Here is a 16,222-nt window from a genome sequence, read left to right as displayed (position 1 = left end):
GGGAAATTCCTCCGATCGGGGCGATCGGCGCGGGCCCCTGGAGCCACGCTGCCGATTCTGCCGGTCGGTTGATCCCCGGGCTTTATTCTACGTCGGTGTCGTCCGACTCGTCCGCACTGCCACCTTCGCCGGCAAGTCCGTTCTTTTCATAGCCGCCGTCAGCCAGGATCTTCGTCTGCAACTCGGCCATGAAATCGGGATTCTGCAACAGGTAGTCGCGCGTGCGTTCGCGTCCCTGGCCCAATTGTACCTCGCCGTAGCGGAACCAGGCGCCCGAGCGGATCACCATTTTACGGGCCAGGGCCAGGTCGAGCACGTCGCCGGCCATGCTGATCCCGTCCTTGTGCATCATATCGAATTCGGCGACACGGAACGGCGGGGCAACCTTGTTCTTGACCACCTTGGCCCGCACGCGCTGGCCGACCACCGTCTCGCCATCTTTGAGCTGGCCGATGCGGCGGACGTCGATGCGGCATGAGGCATAGAACTTCAGCGCCCGGCCTCCGGGCGTGGTTTCGGGGCTGCCGAACATGACGCCGATCTTTTCGCGAATCTGGTTGATGAAGATGACGCAGGTCTTGCTTTTGTTGATGACGCCGGTCAGCTTGCGCAACGACTGGCTCATGAGCCGGGCCTGCAGGCCGACGTGCGAATCGCCGATCTCGCCTTCGAGCTCCTTCTGCGGCACCAGGGCGGCCACCGAGTCGATCACGATCACGTCGACCGCGTTCGACTTGATGAGCATCTCGGTGATGTGCATCGCCTCTTCGCCGTGGCTCGGCTGGCTGACGAGCAGCGTTTCGAGCTCCACGCCGAGCTTCTTGGCCCAACTGGGGTCGAGAGCATGCTCCGCGTCGATGAAGGCGGCAATGCCCCCCTCGCGTTGGGCAGCCGCCACCACGTGCAAGGCCAGGGTCGTCTTGCCGCTCGACTCCGGGCCGAAAATCTCGATCACACGCCCCTTGGGAACGCCGTGTCCCCCCAGGGCCATGTCGAGCGACAGACTCCCGGTCGAGATGCCCGCCACCGAAGGGGACTGATCGTTCCCGAGCGGCATGATCGAGCCTTCGCCGAACTGCTTCTCGATCTGGGCCAGCGTGTTCTTGAGCTGAGGATTGTCGTTCAACGCCGCCTGAATGGGGCTCTTTTCAGCAGCCACGCGCGACGACTTGGTTTCCTTCTTCGGCATGCGACCGTTCTTCGTGGTAGCGACCATGGGGCACAATCCTTTAAGTTGAGGATTCCGATGTGCGAATTGCAAGCGGATCGGGGCCGGCACAGACGATCGCGGTCGGCCATATACTGTACGCCTGAATACTGTATCGGCGTTCAGTAATGATTTCAAGAGCGAAATCAGCGGAATATCGCGGCAAGAAAACTGCCCTTCTCAGCCTAGTGCTGCCGGGCCTGTCGCCCCCCTAGCCCTAGCGGTCGCTGCGCAATTCGCACCGGCCCAGCACCTCGTACAACGGACCATCCGCGTCGAGCTTGCTGGCAAACACCACCGCATCCTCGGCGATGGTCGAGCCGCAGTCGTACTCGGCGAACTCGGCCATCCGGGCCGCCAAATCGTCGATTCCCTCGCTGCCGCGCACGCGTCCGATCGTCAGATGGGGCCGAAAGCGCCGCCGCTCGGCGCGAAAGCCCAGCTTCTCGAGCACCCCCTCGATCGCGTCGTGCAGGGCGATCAACTCCTCGCTCCCTTCGCGCACGCCGATCCAGACGGTGCGCGGACGCTCCGCATCGGGAAACGCCCCCACACCGAACGAGCGAAACTCGAACTCCGGAAGACCGCGCGTCGCCTGGGAGATCTCGCGGCAAACCTGTGGAATGCGCTCCGTCTCGACGTTGTCGAGAAACTTGAGCGTCAGGTGCAGGTTCTCGGGATCGACCCACCGCACGCGCGCGGGGGTCGGACGCAGCTTCTTGATGAGCGTGGTGGCCCGGGCGCGCACATCGAGCGAAATCTCGGTCGCGACGAACGTACGAATGAAGTGCTGCATCAGAAGCTGAGCATGTGCCGGTAGTCGGCCATGCGACGTTCGAGATCCTCGCGCTCGATGCGGCGCATGCGGTCGAGGCTGAAGTCCTCGACGTTGAAGCTGGCCACGATCGTGCCGTAGGCGAGCGCTTCCTTGAGGGTCTTGGGCTCGAAGTCGCCGCGCTCGGCGAGGTAGCCCATCATGCCCCCCGCGAAACTATCGCCCGCTCCCGTCGGGTCGATGACGTCGGGCGTGGGATAACCGGGCATGACGTAGGTCTCGTGCTCGCTGAAGAACATGGCGCCATGCTCCCCCTTTTTGATCACGACGAACTTGGGACCCAGCTCGCGAATCTTGTGGCCGGCACGGACGAGGTTTTCATCCTCGGTCAACAGCTTGGCCTCGGAGTCGTTCATCACCAGGCCATCGATGCGCTTCAGCAACTGCATCAGCTCGTCGTGCTGCGTCTTGATCCACAGATCCATGGTATCGGCCACGCGCAAGCGGGCGCCGGGTAACTGGTCGAGCACCTTCATCTGCAGCGTGGGCGAACCATTGGCCAGAAAGAGGAACTCGCAACGCTTGTACGCGTCGGGGAGCACGGGATCGAACTCGCCGAAGACGTTCAGATGGACCTCGAGCGTCTCGCGGTCGTTCATGTTCGGCAGGTACTTGCCGCGCCAACGGAACGTCTGGGCCCCGCGAACCACCTGCAGGCCCGAGGTGTCGATGCCACGATCCGCCAGCAGCTTCGTGTGCTCGGCGGGCCAGTCTTCGCCGACGACCCCCACGAGCCGCACCGGCGAGAAATAGCTGGCGGCGTACGAGAAGAAGACGGCCGAGCCCCCCAGCACATCCTCGCGCACCGCGGTGGGAGTTTCCACGCTATCGAGCGCGATCGAACCGACGACCAAAAGCGACATGCTGCTTTCTCCTACGTGCAACTCAAATCCCAACCCGAAGCGTCAGCGAGGGGACTCCCTATGCAGGCGTCGATCGAAGCGCCCCTCGCTCACGCTTCGGGTTGGGATGGGTGACTTTCATATCCATGAATTCATCAACCGACCAACGGCACCTTCAACTCGCCCGCGCCACGGCGGCATCGATCCGCGCCAGCGTCGTCTCGCGACCCAAAATCGCCAGGCAATCGTACAAGCCGGGCCCCACGGCCTTGCCGGTGGTCGCCACGCGCACCGCATGAATGATGGCGCCCAGCTCGATTCCCTCGGCGGCCAGAAACTCGTGCATGGCCTGCTCGAGCGTCGCTACATCGAACGGCTCGACCGTCGCGAGGCGTGTGCGAAGCTTCCGCAGCAAGTCGCACGCTCCGGGGGCCCGGACTCGCTTCTCGAACGCCTTTTCATCGTAGGAGATTTTTTCCTGAAAGAAGAAATCGGCGTAGGCGATGATGTCGCCGAAGACCTTGATGCGGTCCCCCGTCGCCTCGACGATGCGGGCCAACTTCGCGCGATCCTCTTCTGAAACAGGCTCGGCGAGCAGCTTGGCGCGCACGAGAAAGGGGAGCGTCCCGGCCACCTTTTCGCCGGTCGACAACTGGCGCATGTAGTGGTCTTGGAAGGCCCAGAGCTTCTTCGGATCGAAGCTGGCGGCGGCCTTGGTCACGCGCTCGAGGGTAAAATTCTCGACCAGCTCGGTGCGCGAGAGAAACTCGGTCTTGTCGTCGAGCGACCAGCCCAGCAGCGCCAGGTAATTGACGATCGCCTCGGGCAGGTAGCCCACCTGTTCGTAGAAATCGACAATCACCGGGTTGAACGTATCGGCCGCCGTGGTGAGCCCCTGCGCGGCTGCGATCGCCTGGCCGTGCTCGTTGATCTGGGCGAAGTCGCGGTTCTTCAGATACTTGTCGAGCTTGCGCTTGCTGAGCTTGTTCTTGCTGCCCGGTTCGGCCACGTAGGGCAGGTGCGCATACTCGGGCAAGGGGTAGCCCAGCGACTGCGCGATGAAGATCTGCCGTGGCGTGTTCGAGAGATGCTCTTCGGCGCGGATCACGTGCGTGATGCGAAAATCGTAATCGTCGACCACGCTCGCCAGGTGATAGAGGCACGAGCCATCGGCACGCTGGATGACGTGATCCTGCTCGCGGGCCCATTCGAACTCGACCGCCCCGCGAATGGCGTCGTTGATGACGAGCGTCCCCTCGCGCGGCATCTTGAGCCGCACGACCCCCGAGCGTCCCTCGGCGGCAAAACGCTCGGCCTGCTCGGGCGTCTCGGCCATCCAGCGCCGGCTGTAGAGGTAGGGACGCTTCTCGCGTTGAGCCTCTTCACGCTCGGCCTGGATCTCTTCGGGCGTGGCGAAATCGCGATAGGCAAAACCGCCGGCCAGCAGGCGGGCCGCTTCTTCCTGATAACGGGCCAGCCGCTGCGACTGGTAATACGGCGCGTAGGGACCACCGACATCGGGGCCTTCGTCCCAATCGATCCCCAGCCAACGAAAACCGTGCAGAATCGGGGCCAGCGCCGATTCGACGTTGCGCTCCTGATCGGTGTCGTCGATGCGCAGCAGGAACTTCCCACCGTGACGCCGGGCGAACAGCCAGCAAAACAGGGCCGTGCGGACCCCGCCAATGTGCAGATAGCCCGTGGGACTGGGAGCGAAACGAGTGCGAACCATGCAACACGCCGCCGCCGGCCGGGACCGACCAGCGACCCTCAAAAAAAGGCCGAGGGGGAGCAACCAAAGAGCGACCAGATTAGACGTTCGAGGCCGAGGGCGTCAATCGGCCGTGTCGTGAGGAACCGGAGGCCGCCCGTCGACTTTTGAGCGGTTTAAGCGATTTGACGGAGCGTCGTTGTTTTTGAGTTGCGCAACATATTTCCTCAGTCGGCTTACCAATTCACTTCCAAAGGATCGGGATTGTCCAGGTGGTCTCTTGCTCATCGCCATCTGCCCTTTATGCGCCTGCGCTCGCAATTGCCTCCGGTTCCCTCGTCGCCCCACATTTCTCGCACGTCGGCAGCAGCGAGTGTCGGATGCCGTGGCAGTTGCCGCACTCCTCGAAGAGTCGCGTCGAGCAGGCCGGGCAGGTGTAGGGCGTCTCGGGCTCCGCCGCGCCACTGGCCGCCTCCAGACGCTTCTTGATGCTGCGACGCGTCCAGAACAAATACTTGAGCGGGCCGCGGCGGATCGGGTACTCGCACACCGGGCAGAAGAACGCCTCGTACGATTCACGGAATTGCTTCAACAGCCAATCGCGGCGCGGGTAGGCCTTGGCCCGCACGAGCGTGATCAGCACCTTGGTCACAATGGCCAGGAAGGTGAGGATCAAGACGTACTTGAAAAAGCGTGCGGGGAAATACTGGTTCATATCCCAGAAGACGCGCACCGCCACCGCAATGCCCAAGGCATAGACCAGCGGCACGTAGATGCTCTCGCGCAGCTTGAGAAAGAGGACCACGGCCACGATCAACAGCGGCAACAACACCGCCAGCTTCGTGAGGCCGATCTTCAGACGGTGGGCGGCGAATTGCTCGTTGAAGGCTTCGTAAACCGGGCGGCGTGCGTCGTCGAGCGCCGCGTTGTTCGCGCGTTGCGCGTCTTCCAGATCGCGCAAGGCTTCGCTCTGCCGCGCGATGTCCGAGTTCAGCTCCTGGTACTGCTGCTGATTCGCCAGGAAGCGAGTCTGGCTCTCGGCCAGGGCCTGCTGTTCCTCGGGCGATGGCTTGACATCCTTTTCCAGCCGCAGCTTCTGGAACTCGAGCAACTGGTTCATCGTGGTCTGCGAATTCGTCGTGCTGTCGCGGAGCGTGGCCTGACGTTCGCGCTGCGCCTCGATTTCGCGGCGAGTCTTTTCGATCTGCTGCGTCAATTCTTCGGCCTGCTTTTGCAGCGCCGGATCGATCATCTGCCGCTCGAGCGCATCCCAATCGGGCCCCGGCCATGTGCCGATGTCTTGCATGACAAACGACAGCAGCCAGTAGGTGAGGCAGCCGAACAGAACGGTAAAGACAGCGATCAAGAACCGGGCGAACCAGGGGCCCTTGCGCGGCTGCGGCGACGACATGCGAAGCTCCTTCAAGTCAGGCGGCACAGGCCGAAGCTAGCCTTGTCACGACAGCTAGCCTTGTCACGACGAACCGGGACACTCCACCCACCTGGTGCGGACGTCCCCTGTCAGAAAGGCGAACTTGCCGCGCGAATATAACGCGGCCGCCCAGAAAAATAGAAAGCCGACTCCAAACTCGCTGGGCAGTCGGCGCGCAAAGCCATCGCTGGCGTCGGTGCCAACGGTTCGTCCGTAGCAGTACGGCTGTCGATCGAACTATCGCGTCCGCAGCTCTCGCTCGTCCTGCTCGTGGCGCTGCTGGCGACGAGCCGCCTTACGTTCTGCCTTCGACAGGCGGCTATGGGGCTGCGAGCTCGAGCCCTGCGCATCGGTTCGAAGCTGCGTGCGGCTGCCCGACAGCAGCGACCCACGCGACACCGTGGCCGGCGTCTCGGTGCGGCTGTTGCCCGTGGCCGCGGGCTTGTCGGTTCCTTCTTCCTCGCGTTTGCGACGGACGCGGCGTGGTTCGGCCTCCTTCTCGGCCGACTCCCCCTTGGCCTTGCGCTTGCGTTGCGGCAGCAGGCCTTGCGATTCGAGAATCACATAGCGGGCGTGCAACGTCATCGAGAGGAGCAAGAACAGGTTGCCGGCCATCTCGAGCCCCTCTTCGACCATGACGCCAACGGCGCCAGTCTCGGGCAAGATGCCCTGCATCTGGACGACAACCGACGCGGCATAGCAAAGGCCCGCGATGATGAACATGGTGGTCGACGACCAGCAGACGCGCATATCGAGCACAAGCCGCATGCCGACGACGCCCAGGACGAGCGTGTAGGCCGCCACCCACCAGAGCGAGCCATCGCCCACCAGACGGGTGCCGGTCAGCATGGTCATCAGCTCTTTGAAGCCCTCGTGCAGGCTGGCGGATTCGTCGATCGCCATGATGAACCAGCAGAGCGAGGCCCACAGCCAGATGCGATAGCGGCCGGCGTAATCGTCCTGCTTGTGACGGCGCACGCTGTAGACGATGAGGGTCACGAGGCCGGCCAGGGCGAGCGTGGCCGAGGAAAAGACGGCGCCCAGGCTCCCTTCGCTATCGAGATCGAAGGCGGCCACGCGGCCGTCCGTCGTGTGCGCGGCCAACTCGGGCATCCAGGCGTACAGGGCCTCGAGCCCGGCCAGGATGGCGACCCCCAGCAGGAACCACAACAGCAAGAAGCCGATGCGCGTTGGAATGAGATCGGTGATGCGCGGCTGTCCATCCATGAACTTCGCGTCTCCGTAGTTGGCTTTGCGGCGCGCTTTGCGCAGCACGGCTCCGCCGGCTGTGGCCGTCTCGGACTCGCGCTCTTTTGCCGGGCCGATGACCTCTTCGGTGAGGACTCGCCGGCGCCGGTCATCGCGTTGCACGGGGAAGGAAACTCCATTTTCTCGTGACGAATGATAGCGACGGGCTGACGACGCTCGAACGGCAAAATCTCGCAGTCGATCAGCGGTCGCTCAGGCGGGCACGTTCCCTGTGCCTCGCGCCTTTGCCCGACCTATCCCTGTCGAACAAAGGGTTGTATTTGGCGCGGCGGTTCCCCGAACGTCCGGAAGTCCGTCGGCGGGGGGCCGTGGCGCCACAAGGCGGGTAGTTGGCCAGCGACGAACGACTCTCTGCCGGCGCCAGCACTGCTGGCTGGCACGCAGTCGTAGGAGCGGCCAGGTGTGTCAAACGCTCTAGAGGGGAGAATTCGGCATTTCGCCGCGCCGAATCTAGCTCCAAGATTCACGCCGGACTAAGCTCACACCGCCCGACCCGAAAAAAACCGCACTCGACGCAGCCCGCCCGCCTTAACGGGGTTAACGGGACGCATCAGAGAGGCGTGCGATCGATGAACTTCAGGATCTCTTCGGCGATCTCCTCGCCGCGATCCTCTTGCAAAAAATGACCGCCACCGGCGATCACCACCGCTGGCTGGTCCTGGGCCGTGGGAATCACGCGACGGAACCAGCGATCTCCCCCCGCGGTGATCGGATCGCCGTCGGAGAACATCACCAGAGCGGGCTTCTGCCAGCGTGACAGCACTTCGCGCGTCTGGCGCATGCCGGGCGAGCCCGGATCGTCGGGGCTGATCGGCACGAGCAAGGGAAAGGCCGCCGCGCCGACCTTGTAGCTGGCATCGGGAAAAGGGGCTTCATAGGCGGCGATCACGCGCGGGTCGACCTTCGTCCCATCGACGAGCGTGCGCTGCATGATAAAGCCCACCGGCAGGTCGGGGGTCCGCTCGACGAAGCCTCGCCAGGCGAGAAACGTCTCGGAAGGTTTTTCATCGCCCGTGGGCAGGCCGGTGTTCATGATGACCAGGCGTGCGAAGCGTTCGGACATCTCGGCCGCCACGCGCAGCCCGATCAACCCGCCCCAATCCTGACAGACGAGCGTGATCTCACGCAGGTCGAGCAGCGTCAGAAATCCCCCCAGCAGGTCGACGTGCATTTGAAAGGTGTATTCCTCGGGCAAGGTGTACTTGTCCGAGCGGCCGAAGCCGATGAAATCGGGGGCCACGACGCGATGCCGCGCGGCCAGCGGGCCGATCATCTTGCGGTACAGGTACGACCAAGTTGGCTCGCCGTGCAGGCAGAGAATCGTCTGCCCCCGGCCCTCGTCGACGTAGTGCATGCGCATGTGCCGCAGTTCGATGTAGTGCGGCGCGTAGTCGAAGCCGGGCAAATCGGCGAATCGTTCGTCGGGCGTACGGATCATCGGCATGGGGCTCTCTCCTCGCAAATGCCATCGGGCGAGGGCAAACGCCGTGCGATGGTTTTACTTTTCGCGGCGCGGAAATGCGAGTTGCAGAAACTGCAAGGCGAGAAAGACGCCCAACACCAGCGCCAGCACAATCGGCCACTTGTCGGCCACGGGCAATTTGAAGGCGGCCGCGATCGTCGCCAGGATGACCACGATGAACGCCACAATCAGCAACAAGCAACCCACGGCCGCCATCTTGCCCTTGAACGTCGCCTCTTCGGAATACTCTTCTTGATAGAGCTCGATCGTACGGCCGCGAGCGAGGCTGCGATCGATCGTCTCGGTCAGCTCGACGGCACGCGCCGCTTCCGCCCAGGCCGGTGCGACTTCTTCCCCAGCCAGGTTCGCCACGTAGGCCCGTTCGATCTGGCGGAGCGTCTCTTCCGCGGCATGGTACGTGTCGAATCGTTCGGTCTGCGGGCCTCCCTCGGCAGGATATATCTCGAGCAGCCAGGGCTCGTCTTGCTCGGCGATCTGCAGACTCGCGCGGCCCTGCGAGCCGATCACGGTTAGCTTCGCGCCGGCGGTGGACTCGAGGGGACGAACCGACCAGCGGACGAGAATGTTCTCGGTGCCGGAGAGTTGCACGCCAAGATTGGCCAACTTGCCGCCGGCCCCCTCGGGGGACAAGGCCGCCAGGCGCGTGAGATCCCCCGCCAGGAATCGCGCCAGGTCGACGTCGCGCGCGAACTCGACGCGTACGTTGGCATCGCGTCGATCTGCCGCGTGCCGCTCGATGACGATCTGCTCCCATTCGCCGAGGGTCGTGGCGCCCGTGGCGCGCACGAGCGCCGCCAGGCGCGTCACCGCCGGATGCCAGCGCCAGTCGAGCAAGGGAAAGAGGAGCGAGTGGGTGTCGTGCCGAATCATCTCCAGCTCGTAGCAGGCGATCATCGACTGCTGCGCCGGGTGGCTGAGCGCGAGAGGAATCGAGTTTTGCACCAGCTTGCGCAACTGATCGGCGCGGCGATCCTCTTCTTCGGCCCGCGCGGGATCGGGACGCGCCACCAGCACCACGTCGGCCACTTCGCCCGAGAGGAGCGATTCCCAATCGTCGGTCAACTTCGCGGCGGGCGCAAGCTCGTGCAGCGTACGCGCCGCGTTCCCCGTCTCGGCCATCCACACGAGCGAGTGAACTTCGTGCCGGGCAATGGCCTGGGCCAGAGCAAGCGTGGGGGCATCAGCGCCGAGCAGAGCAAACTTCATGCGGTCTTTCGAGCACGGGCAGCCAGGGCACGCAGGTCGACCAGGGCCGCCTCGTCGGCATGGCGCTCGACCGTGCGGACGATGAGGTCGAGCGCCTGGAATTCTGGATCGACTACTCCCAGGCAAGAGGGATGAGCCAAAAAGTCAAACGTGGCACGCTCGCGGATCGTCCACTCGAGAGCACGCTCGAGCGCGGCGAGAAAATCGTCGAGGGGCCAGCGGCCATTGCGAAAGGCGCCGATGTCGCTGATCGGACTCATCGGCACCTCGATGAGCCCGGTGGGATAAACGAACGGTTGAGCGGCGGCCTGGGCGGCGACGATGCCCTCGAGCACCGATGCGTCGGGAGACGCGCCGTCCTTCGTGTTCGGATGTGCGGGATACTTGCTGCTGACCCAGTCGAAGCCCTGTTCGAGCAGCAGATGCTGGAGATCCTCGCGTCCGGCGAGCCCTGCGGCAAACCCGCCCGGCGTGCGAAAGCCAACTGCCTTGATGCCAGCCCGCTCTTGTAACGCGACGTTCGTCAGGCGGATATTTTCGGCGATCACCTCGGCCGGCGTGCGTCCGGCGATCAGCCAAGGGGCGCGTTGGAAGCGGAATTGCAGATCTTCGCTGCGCGTGGCCAAGACGTTGACGTGGTCGTAGGTGTGGTTGCCGATGGGGTGTCCGGCGGCGGCGATCTCGCGCAACCAGTCGACGTTCTCCTGCTCGCAGACGCGGCCGACGGCAAAAAAGTGAATCACGCCCCCCGCGGCGCGCACGCGCTTCGCGGCTGCGACCGCATAGCGCTTGGTCGGCTCGTCGAGCAGACCTTTCGCGTAGTCCCAATGGGTGTCTTCCCAACGGGGAAAGTTGCGGCTCATCTCGAGATCGAGCGTGATCGCCACGAGCGCCTTGCCGGCATGCGCGGGACTTTCCGCAGGCTCATCAGCCCAGGCGCCCGGCAACTCGCTCCCCGTGGCCGCCAAAGCCACGCCCCCGGCAACACAGGTTTGCAAGAAGGCGCGGCGTGAGGGGCGCCGTGCAGACGGCGCCGAACCACAGAAAGAACGGCAGTGGGGTGACAGATCGCGACGCGACATGGCCACAGTCTAACTTCCCCGCACTGGGTTGGCTCCCCCTGCCCCGATCGGCACGCCCTACGACATGGTGTGCGGCGGCTGATAGGGATTGCCGGTCTCGGCCACGGCTGGCAACTCGTAGTCGGTCGGCTCGCCGGGGGGCGAGACCGTGTCCTCCGGATCGATCGCATGCCAGCGGCCCACCACTTGCTCGAACATCCGCGGATCCTGCGGCGGGAAGTACCGATATCGCTTCCCCCATTCGATCGAGAGGTGCCCGATCGACGAGGTCGAGCGTGTGGCCTCGCGGGCAGGGAACGGCGGCAAGAGCCAGCCCCACAATACGACTTCGACGCGTCGCGCGGGCCGGATGCGGCGAATCTGCTCCCAGCGCAGCAGCTTGGGGCGGCCCAAGACACGGTCGAAACGAATCCCCACCGACGAAACGGTCAGGCTGCGCACGGTAAAGAGAGGAGAGATGAAGAGCGTGAAGAGGGCGGCTCCGAGAGCCGCGGCGACGAGCGCCAAGGTCCAACTCCCACCGAGGACCATGACGATGGCCGCCGGGATGCCGTAGAGCACGCCGAGCGTGGGAATCGCCACCAGGACGCCCACCAACACATCGGCCAGATCGCGTGGCCCCGAGTGGGGTTTGAAGACGACTTCGGGGGCTTCTTCACTCATCCGTCATGCCGGTTCACTGCCACCTTTGCCCCCGACTGTCTACGCGCGCGAGTTCTCGTCATTCTAGGTAGCGTGCCGGTCGCTGGCGAGGCGGTTGCGCCGGCCGAGCCATCGTCTCGCGTCCCAACGTTCGCCGGGGCGTCACCCTGTGTGCCGCAGGAAGGCGCGAGACAAGTGACGTACCAGATCGCTGGCGATGAGTGAAACTTCACCCAGTTCCTTCGCCGCCAGGTCGCCCGCGAGCCCATGCAGGTAGACTCCCAGCCGGGCCGCGTCGTAAGGCGAGAGTTCCTGACAGAGGAGCGCCGTGATGAGCCCGGTCAACACATCACCGGTGCCGCCGGTGGCCATGCCGGGGTTGCCTGTGCTGTTGGTCCAACCCCGCACGCCATCGGTGACGAACGTGCGATGTCCCTTCAAGACGACGATGCAGGCGTTGTCTCGGGCCAGCGCGGCGGCCAGCTCTTCGCGGCGCCCCTGCACGGTGGGGGTATCGAGCGCCACGAGCCGTGAGAATTCGCCCGGGTGGGGCGTGACGATCCGCGGCCCCGCATGCTGAGCGAGAACCTGCGGCTGTTCGGCCAGTGCGTTCAAGGCATCGGCATCGAAGACCGCCGGCTGCGTCAACTCGCCATAGAGTGCCACGACCAGCGCGGAGAGCTCGGCCGAGCGGCCCAAGCCGGGGCCGACGGCGAGCGCAGTCGCACTTTCTGAAAGTTCGATGAGGCGGCGATGGACGGCCTCGCCGCCGGCAATGCGCCCCGCCGCGTCGGACTCGAGCGCCGCGGTCATGTACGACGGTTCGTGCGCGGCTATCGACGTCAAAGCCACGTCGGGCACCGCCAACCGCACAAGCCCCGCTCCGCCACGCAGGGCCGACATGCCGGCCAGCGAGATCGCCCCGCTCATCTCGCGCGAGCCACCGACGAGCAGCGCCGTGCCGAAGGTCCCCTTGTGACTCTCGGGCCCGCGCGGCAGCAGGAGTGGCGCCGGAGTCTCGTCGCGCTGAAAGCTTGGATGCGAGTCGCTCATGTTTCCGTGCGCCTGCGGGCGGCGTTCGTGGCGATCAGCCCGGCGACGTAGCCTCCTTTGAAGCCAGCATCGATGTTGACCACGGTGACGTTGGCCGCGCAGCTATTGAGCATGCTCAACAAGGCCGACAGTCCGGCGAAGTTGGCGCCGTAACCCACGCTCGTCGGCACGCCGATGACGGGACACGCCACATAGCCACCAACCACGCTGGGAAGCGCGCCTTCCATGCCGGCCACGACGACGATCGCATCCGCTTCGCGCAGCTCGGCAAGTTTGGCCGGCAGGCGATGCGGTCCCGCGACGCCGACATCCTGCACGAAAGCCACGTCGCAGCCCATCCACAGCAACGTCTCGCGCGCCTCCTCGGCCACGGGCAGATCGCTGGTGCCGGCGGTGACGACCGCCACGCGACCAACGGCATCCGCTACGTGGCGTGTCTTGCCGCGCACGGGAATGCGAAACGTGCGTCCCACGGGATTGTAGATGCCCGAGGGAAAGTTCACCGTGAGTTGTTCGAACTGATCGAGCGAGATCCGCGTGGCAAAGACATCGGTCCCCTGAGAGAGTAGCGCCTTGAAGATGCGCTCGAGCGCCTCGACCGATTTGCCCTGCCCGTAGACGACCTCGGGAAAGCCGCAACGTCGCTCGCGATCCAAATCGACCTGGGCGACGCCGACGTCGGCCGTGACGGCCAAGGGGCGCAGTGCTGCGACGAGCGCTTCGACCGTCAGGTCGCCGGCGACGACTTGCCGCACCAAGAACTCGAGTTCCGCGTGATTCATGTCATTCATCGTAATTTGCGGCTGCTGGTTAGAGATACGGGGCGTCGCCCTGCTGACCGTGTGAAACTGCCGCGCCGTGCTGTCTGGTGCCGCTGCCTCGCTGACGCTTCGCGCTGGTGATTTTTTGAATGAAATTGCGTTGGTTCGCGCACCCTCGCGCACCACTCGGACCACTCGGTCGCCCCAGGAGCAGCGGATTCGTTGCAAGCGGTGCGGTGGTGGGCACTTGCGTATCGAGGACCAGGCTGGGTGATCGTGCTTCTCAAGCGGGTATTGGTGGCCTCGTTCGGAGGCGCTGGTTCGCGCACCACTCGCAGCGTCTGCACAGGCTAGACAGCCTGTGCCACTTTGCATATGGCATGCTCGAGCACTTCGACGTGGCCGAGTCGAACAAGTGTCAGGTACGGGGGTACCTGACACTCGATCGGACGAGCGGAGCTCGGCTCTGGGTGCCACTGGCTTTGCCAGTGTCTGGTGAATTGAAGTGAGGAGGTTCTTCGATCGTGCGAGTCGAGCCTGGCGCGCGGCTGCCGTTGTAGATTTTGAATACGGCTGCTCGACTTGGCAGAGCACTGGCAGAGCCAGTGGCACCCGGTGTTGGCTGAGTTCCATCGAAGGGATTGAGCTTGCCCCTTCGCTCTTGTCAGGTAGGGGGCTACCTGACCTACGAGTCGGTCTTGCGGGCCGGCGATACATGTAGTAGTCGATCTATCGATGAATGTCAGCTTGAGGGATGGTCTTCTGGGTCGCATTTTTCGGAGAGCCACCTACTCCGTGCCTGACATTGAGCGATAGACCGACTACTACTGTACACGGGTGCGAGGCTTGTTGCGCCGTTGATTTTCGGCCACCGCGCTGGCTGCCTGACGCGCCGGACCAGCATGCCCACCCGACTTCGTCGCGAGGGCATGGCACCGTGGATTCGACATCCGTAGTGGAAAATCACTGCGGCCGCGGGCCGATGCAATAGAGATGCTTTTCGCCGCGGATGAAGAGGTTGCCCTGGCTGATGGCGGGCGAGGAATAGCACGACTCGCCCAGCGAGTTCTCGGCCACGACCTCCAGTTCGGCGCCGGGGCGAATGACTTTCGTGATCCCTTCGTCGTCCGTGAAGTAAACCAGTCCGCCCGCCGTCACGGGCGAGCCACTGTAATGCGAACCGAGCCGTTTCATCCACACGCGATCTCCGCTGGTGGCCTGAAAGCAGCTCGCCACGCCACCATCGGCGGTGAGCAGAAAGTGGCTGCCGGCAAAGATGGGAGAAGGCACGTACGAGGCCCCCTTCGTCTCGCGCCAGGCAATGTGCGAATCGGTCACGTTCCCTTCGCCATCGGGACGGATGGCCAGAATATGATAGTCGGGAAAGCCGCACGTCATGAAGATCAACCCTTCGCCGTAGACGCAGGTGGCGACGAACTGCTCGGTCGGGCCATCGATGATCCAGTGCTGGCGACCATCGCGCGGGTCGTAGCTGGCGACGCACTTGTTGCCCGAGAGAATCATCTGCGTGCGGCCGTCGATCTCGCGCACCAAGGGGGTCGAGTAGCTGCGTGTATGGTTCGCACGATCGATCTTCCAGCGGGTTTCGCCCGTCGCGCGGTCGAGCGCGACGACATAGGACTCGCCATCGTGATCGCCATTAACGATGACCAGGTCCTCGAACAAGACGGGGCAACTGCAGAAGCCGTGCTTGCTGGCAAAGGGCCCCGGCCGCACGAGCCATTGCTGCCGGCCGTCGAAGTCGTAGGCCGCGACAAGCATGGAATCGCGGTCGAGGAAGGCGACATAAAGCAGCTCGCCGTCGGTGGCCGGCGTGCTCGAGGCGTAGCTGTTCAAGCCGTGCTTGTCTTCCAGCGGCGCCGTGACCACGACCTGCTGCCACAGCAACTCACCGGTACGACGATCGAAGCCCCCCAGCACGCGCTGCTCTCGCTCTTCGACCGCCCAAACGAGAAACAAACGATCTTGCCAGATGACAGGCGAAGCGTGCCCCGTGCCAGGGAGGGGCACCTTCCAGGCGATGTTCTCGGTGGCGTTCCAATGGGTGGGTACATTCGTTTCAAGGCTGGAGCCGTCGCCGCGGGGTCCGCGCCACCCCGGCCAGTCCTCGGCACAGGATGGAGACACGTCAATGGCCGCCGTGAGAATGATCGCCAAGAGCACGATTTTTTGGTGGCGGTACATCTTCAAAAGTAGTGGCTAATGGTTGTTTCCAAGCGTTTATTATCAACGGGTTCGCATGAGCACGGAATGGATCGTGGGCCTATTATAGCGTCGACCTCGCACCGCCGCCGCTACGATGGCGAACCGAGCAACTTGTGCGAACGCTTTCCGCCTCGGTGTCGATCGCTCCTGCGTTTGCAAACCTCCAGCCGGCACAGCGAAAGATCAAAAGCGTGCATTGCACGAACAGGAACTGCCAGCCGATCAGCAACATTTGCAACGAGCTAAGATCATCGTTGCTCCAATCCCATGAGTGACTGCCCACTATGAATGCGATCAAAGTCATCAACGCCAGTGGACAGGAAACCCACACACGATTCACTCCGAGCGCACTCCATAAGGCAGTAAGCACGGATAGTGCAGCGAAAACTGACCAGCCCACGATGATGGCAACCGTAGAATCGCTATCGTCGAAGCGCGCTGGTCGACTCGCGACGAGAATGCAAACCGCAGTG

14 protein-coding genes are annotated in these 16,222 nt (G+C 63.9%); all 14 read right to left on the bottom strand.

Features of this window, described 5'->3' with window-relative positions; all coding sequences use genetic code 11:
* Positions 1 to 82 precede the first annotated feature (82 nt).
* Positions 83 to 1,189, bottom strand: a complete 1,107-nt coding sequence (recA, locus tag KF708_13215) for a recombinase RecA (protein ID MBX3413644.1) — start codon at positions 1,187 to 1,189, stop codon at positions 83 to 85.
* A 235-nt stretch (positions 1,190 to 1,424) separates the two neighbouring features.
* Positions 1,425 to 2,003: an RNA 2',3'-cyclic phosphodiesterase gene (gene thpR, locus KF708_13210; protein MBX3413643.1), complete on the bottom strand. Its 579-nt coding sequence runs from the start codon at positions 2,001 to 2,003 to the stop codon at positions 1,425 to 1,427.
* Entirely contained in the window at positions 2,003 to 2,905 is a 903-nt protein-coding gene (locus KF708_13205; GenBank protein ID MBX3413642.1) for a sugar kinase, read from the bottom strand. Before KF708_13205 ends, thpR begins: the two co-directional genes overlap by 1 nt.
* A 154-nt stretch (positions 2,906 to 3,059) precedes the next feature.
* Positions 3,060 to 4,616, bottom strand: a complete 1,557-nt coding sequence (locus KF708_13200) for a glutamate--tRNA ligase (GenBank protein MBX3413641.1) — start codon at positions 4,614 to 4,616, stop codon at positions 3,060 to 3,062.
* A 280-nt stretch (positions 4,617 to 4,896) separates the two neighbouring features.
* Positions 4,897 to 6,006 carry a hypothetical protein gene (locus KF708_13195; protein MBX3413640.1) on the bottom strand — a complete coding sequence of 370 codons (1,110 nt, stop codon included), beginning with the start codon at positions 6,004 to 6,006 and terminating at the stop codon, positions 4,897 to 4,899.
* Between the two features lie 258 nt (positions 6,007 to 6,264).
* Positions 6,265 to 7,398 (bottom strand): hypothetical protein, encoded by a 1,134-nt coding sequence (locus tag KF708_13190; GenBank protein ID MBX3413639.1) that lies wholly within the window; start codon positions 7,396 to 7,398, stop codon positions 6,265 to 6,267.
* 448 nt (positions 7,399 to 7,846) lie between these two features.
* On the bottom strand, positions 7,847 to 8,740 hold the full coding sequence (locus KF708_13185; protein ID MBX3413638.1) for a haloalkane dehalogenase: 894 nt from the start codon (positions 8,738 to 8,740) through the stop codon (positions 7,847 to 7,849).
* A 54-nt stretch (positions 8,741 to 8,794) separates the two neighbouring features.
* Positions 8,795 to 9,985: a hypothetical protein gene (locus KF708_13180; protein ID MBX3413637.1), complete on the bottom strand. Its 1,191-nt coding sequence runs from the start codon at positions 9,983 to 9,985 to the stop codon at positions 8,795 to 8,797.
* Positions 9,982 to 10,983 (bottom strand): polysaccharide deacetylase family protein, encoded by a 1,002-nt coding sequence (locus tag KF708_13175; GenBank protein MBX3413636.1) that lies wholly within the window; start codon positions 10,981 to 10,983, stop codon positions 9,982 to 9,984. Before KF708_13175 ends, KF708_13180 begins: the two co-directional genes overlap by 4 nt.
* A 141-nt stretch (positions 10,984 to 11,124) precedes the next feature.
* Positions 11,125 to 11,730 (bottom strand): hypothetical protein, encoded by a 606-nt coding sequence (locus KF708_13170; GenBank protein MBX3413635.1) that lies wholly within the window; start codon positions 11,728 to 11,730, stop codon positions 11,125 to 11,127.
* A 141-nt stretch (positions 11,731 to 11,871) separates the two neighbouring features.
* On the bottom strand, positions 11,872 to 12,762 hold the full coding sequence (locus KF708_13165) for an NAD(P)H-hydrate dehydratase (GenBank protein ID MBX3413634.1): 891 nt from the start codon (positions 12,760 to 12,762) through the stop codon (positions 11,872 to 11,874).
* Positions 12,759 to 13,544 (bottom strand): nickel pincer cofactor biosynthesis protein LarB, encoded by a 786-nt coding sequence (gene larB, locus KF708_13160; protein MBX3413633.1) that lies wholly within the window; start codon positions 13,542 to 13,544, stop codon positions 12,759 to 12,761. The genes KF708_13165 and larB overlap by 4 nt, the downstream gene beginning before the upstream one ends.
* Before the next feature lie 942 nt (positions 13,545 to 14,486).
* Positions 14,487 to 15,728 carry a PQQ-binding-like beta-propeller repeat protein gene (locus tag KF708_13155; GenBank protein MBX3413632.1) on the bottom strand — a complete coding sequence of 414 codons (1,242 nt, stop codon included), beginning with the start codon at positions 15,726 to 15,728 and terminating at the stop codon, positions 14,487 to 14,489.
* Between the two features lie 82 nt (positions 15,729 to 15,810).
* Positions 15,811 to 16,222 (bottom strand): hypothetical protein (locus KF708_13150; GenBank protein ID MBX3413631.1); only part of this gene is annotated, 412 nt, incomplete at its 5' end.

The organism is Pirellulales bacterium, from assembly GCA_019636335.1.
In the GTDB taxonomy this organism is placed as follows: Bacteria; Planctomycetota; Planctomycetia; order Pirellulales; family JAEUIK01; genus JAHBXR01.
This window is presented reverse-complemented; position numbering and strand designations above follow the sequence as displayed.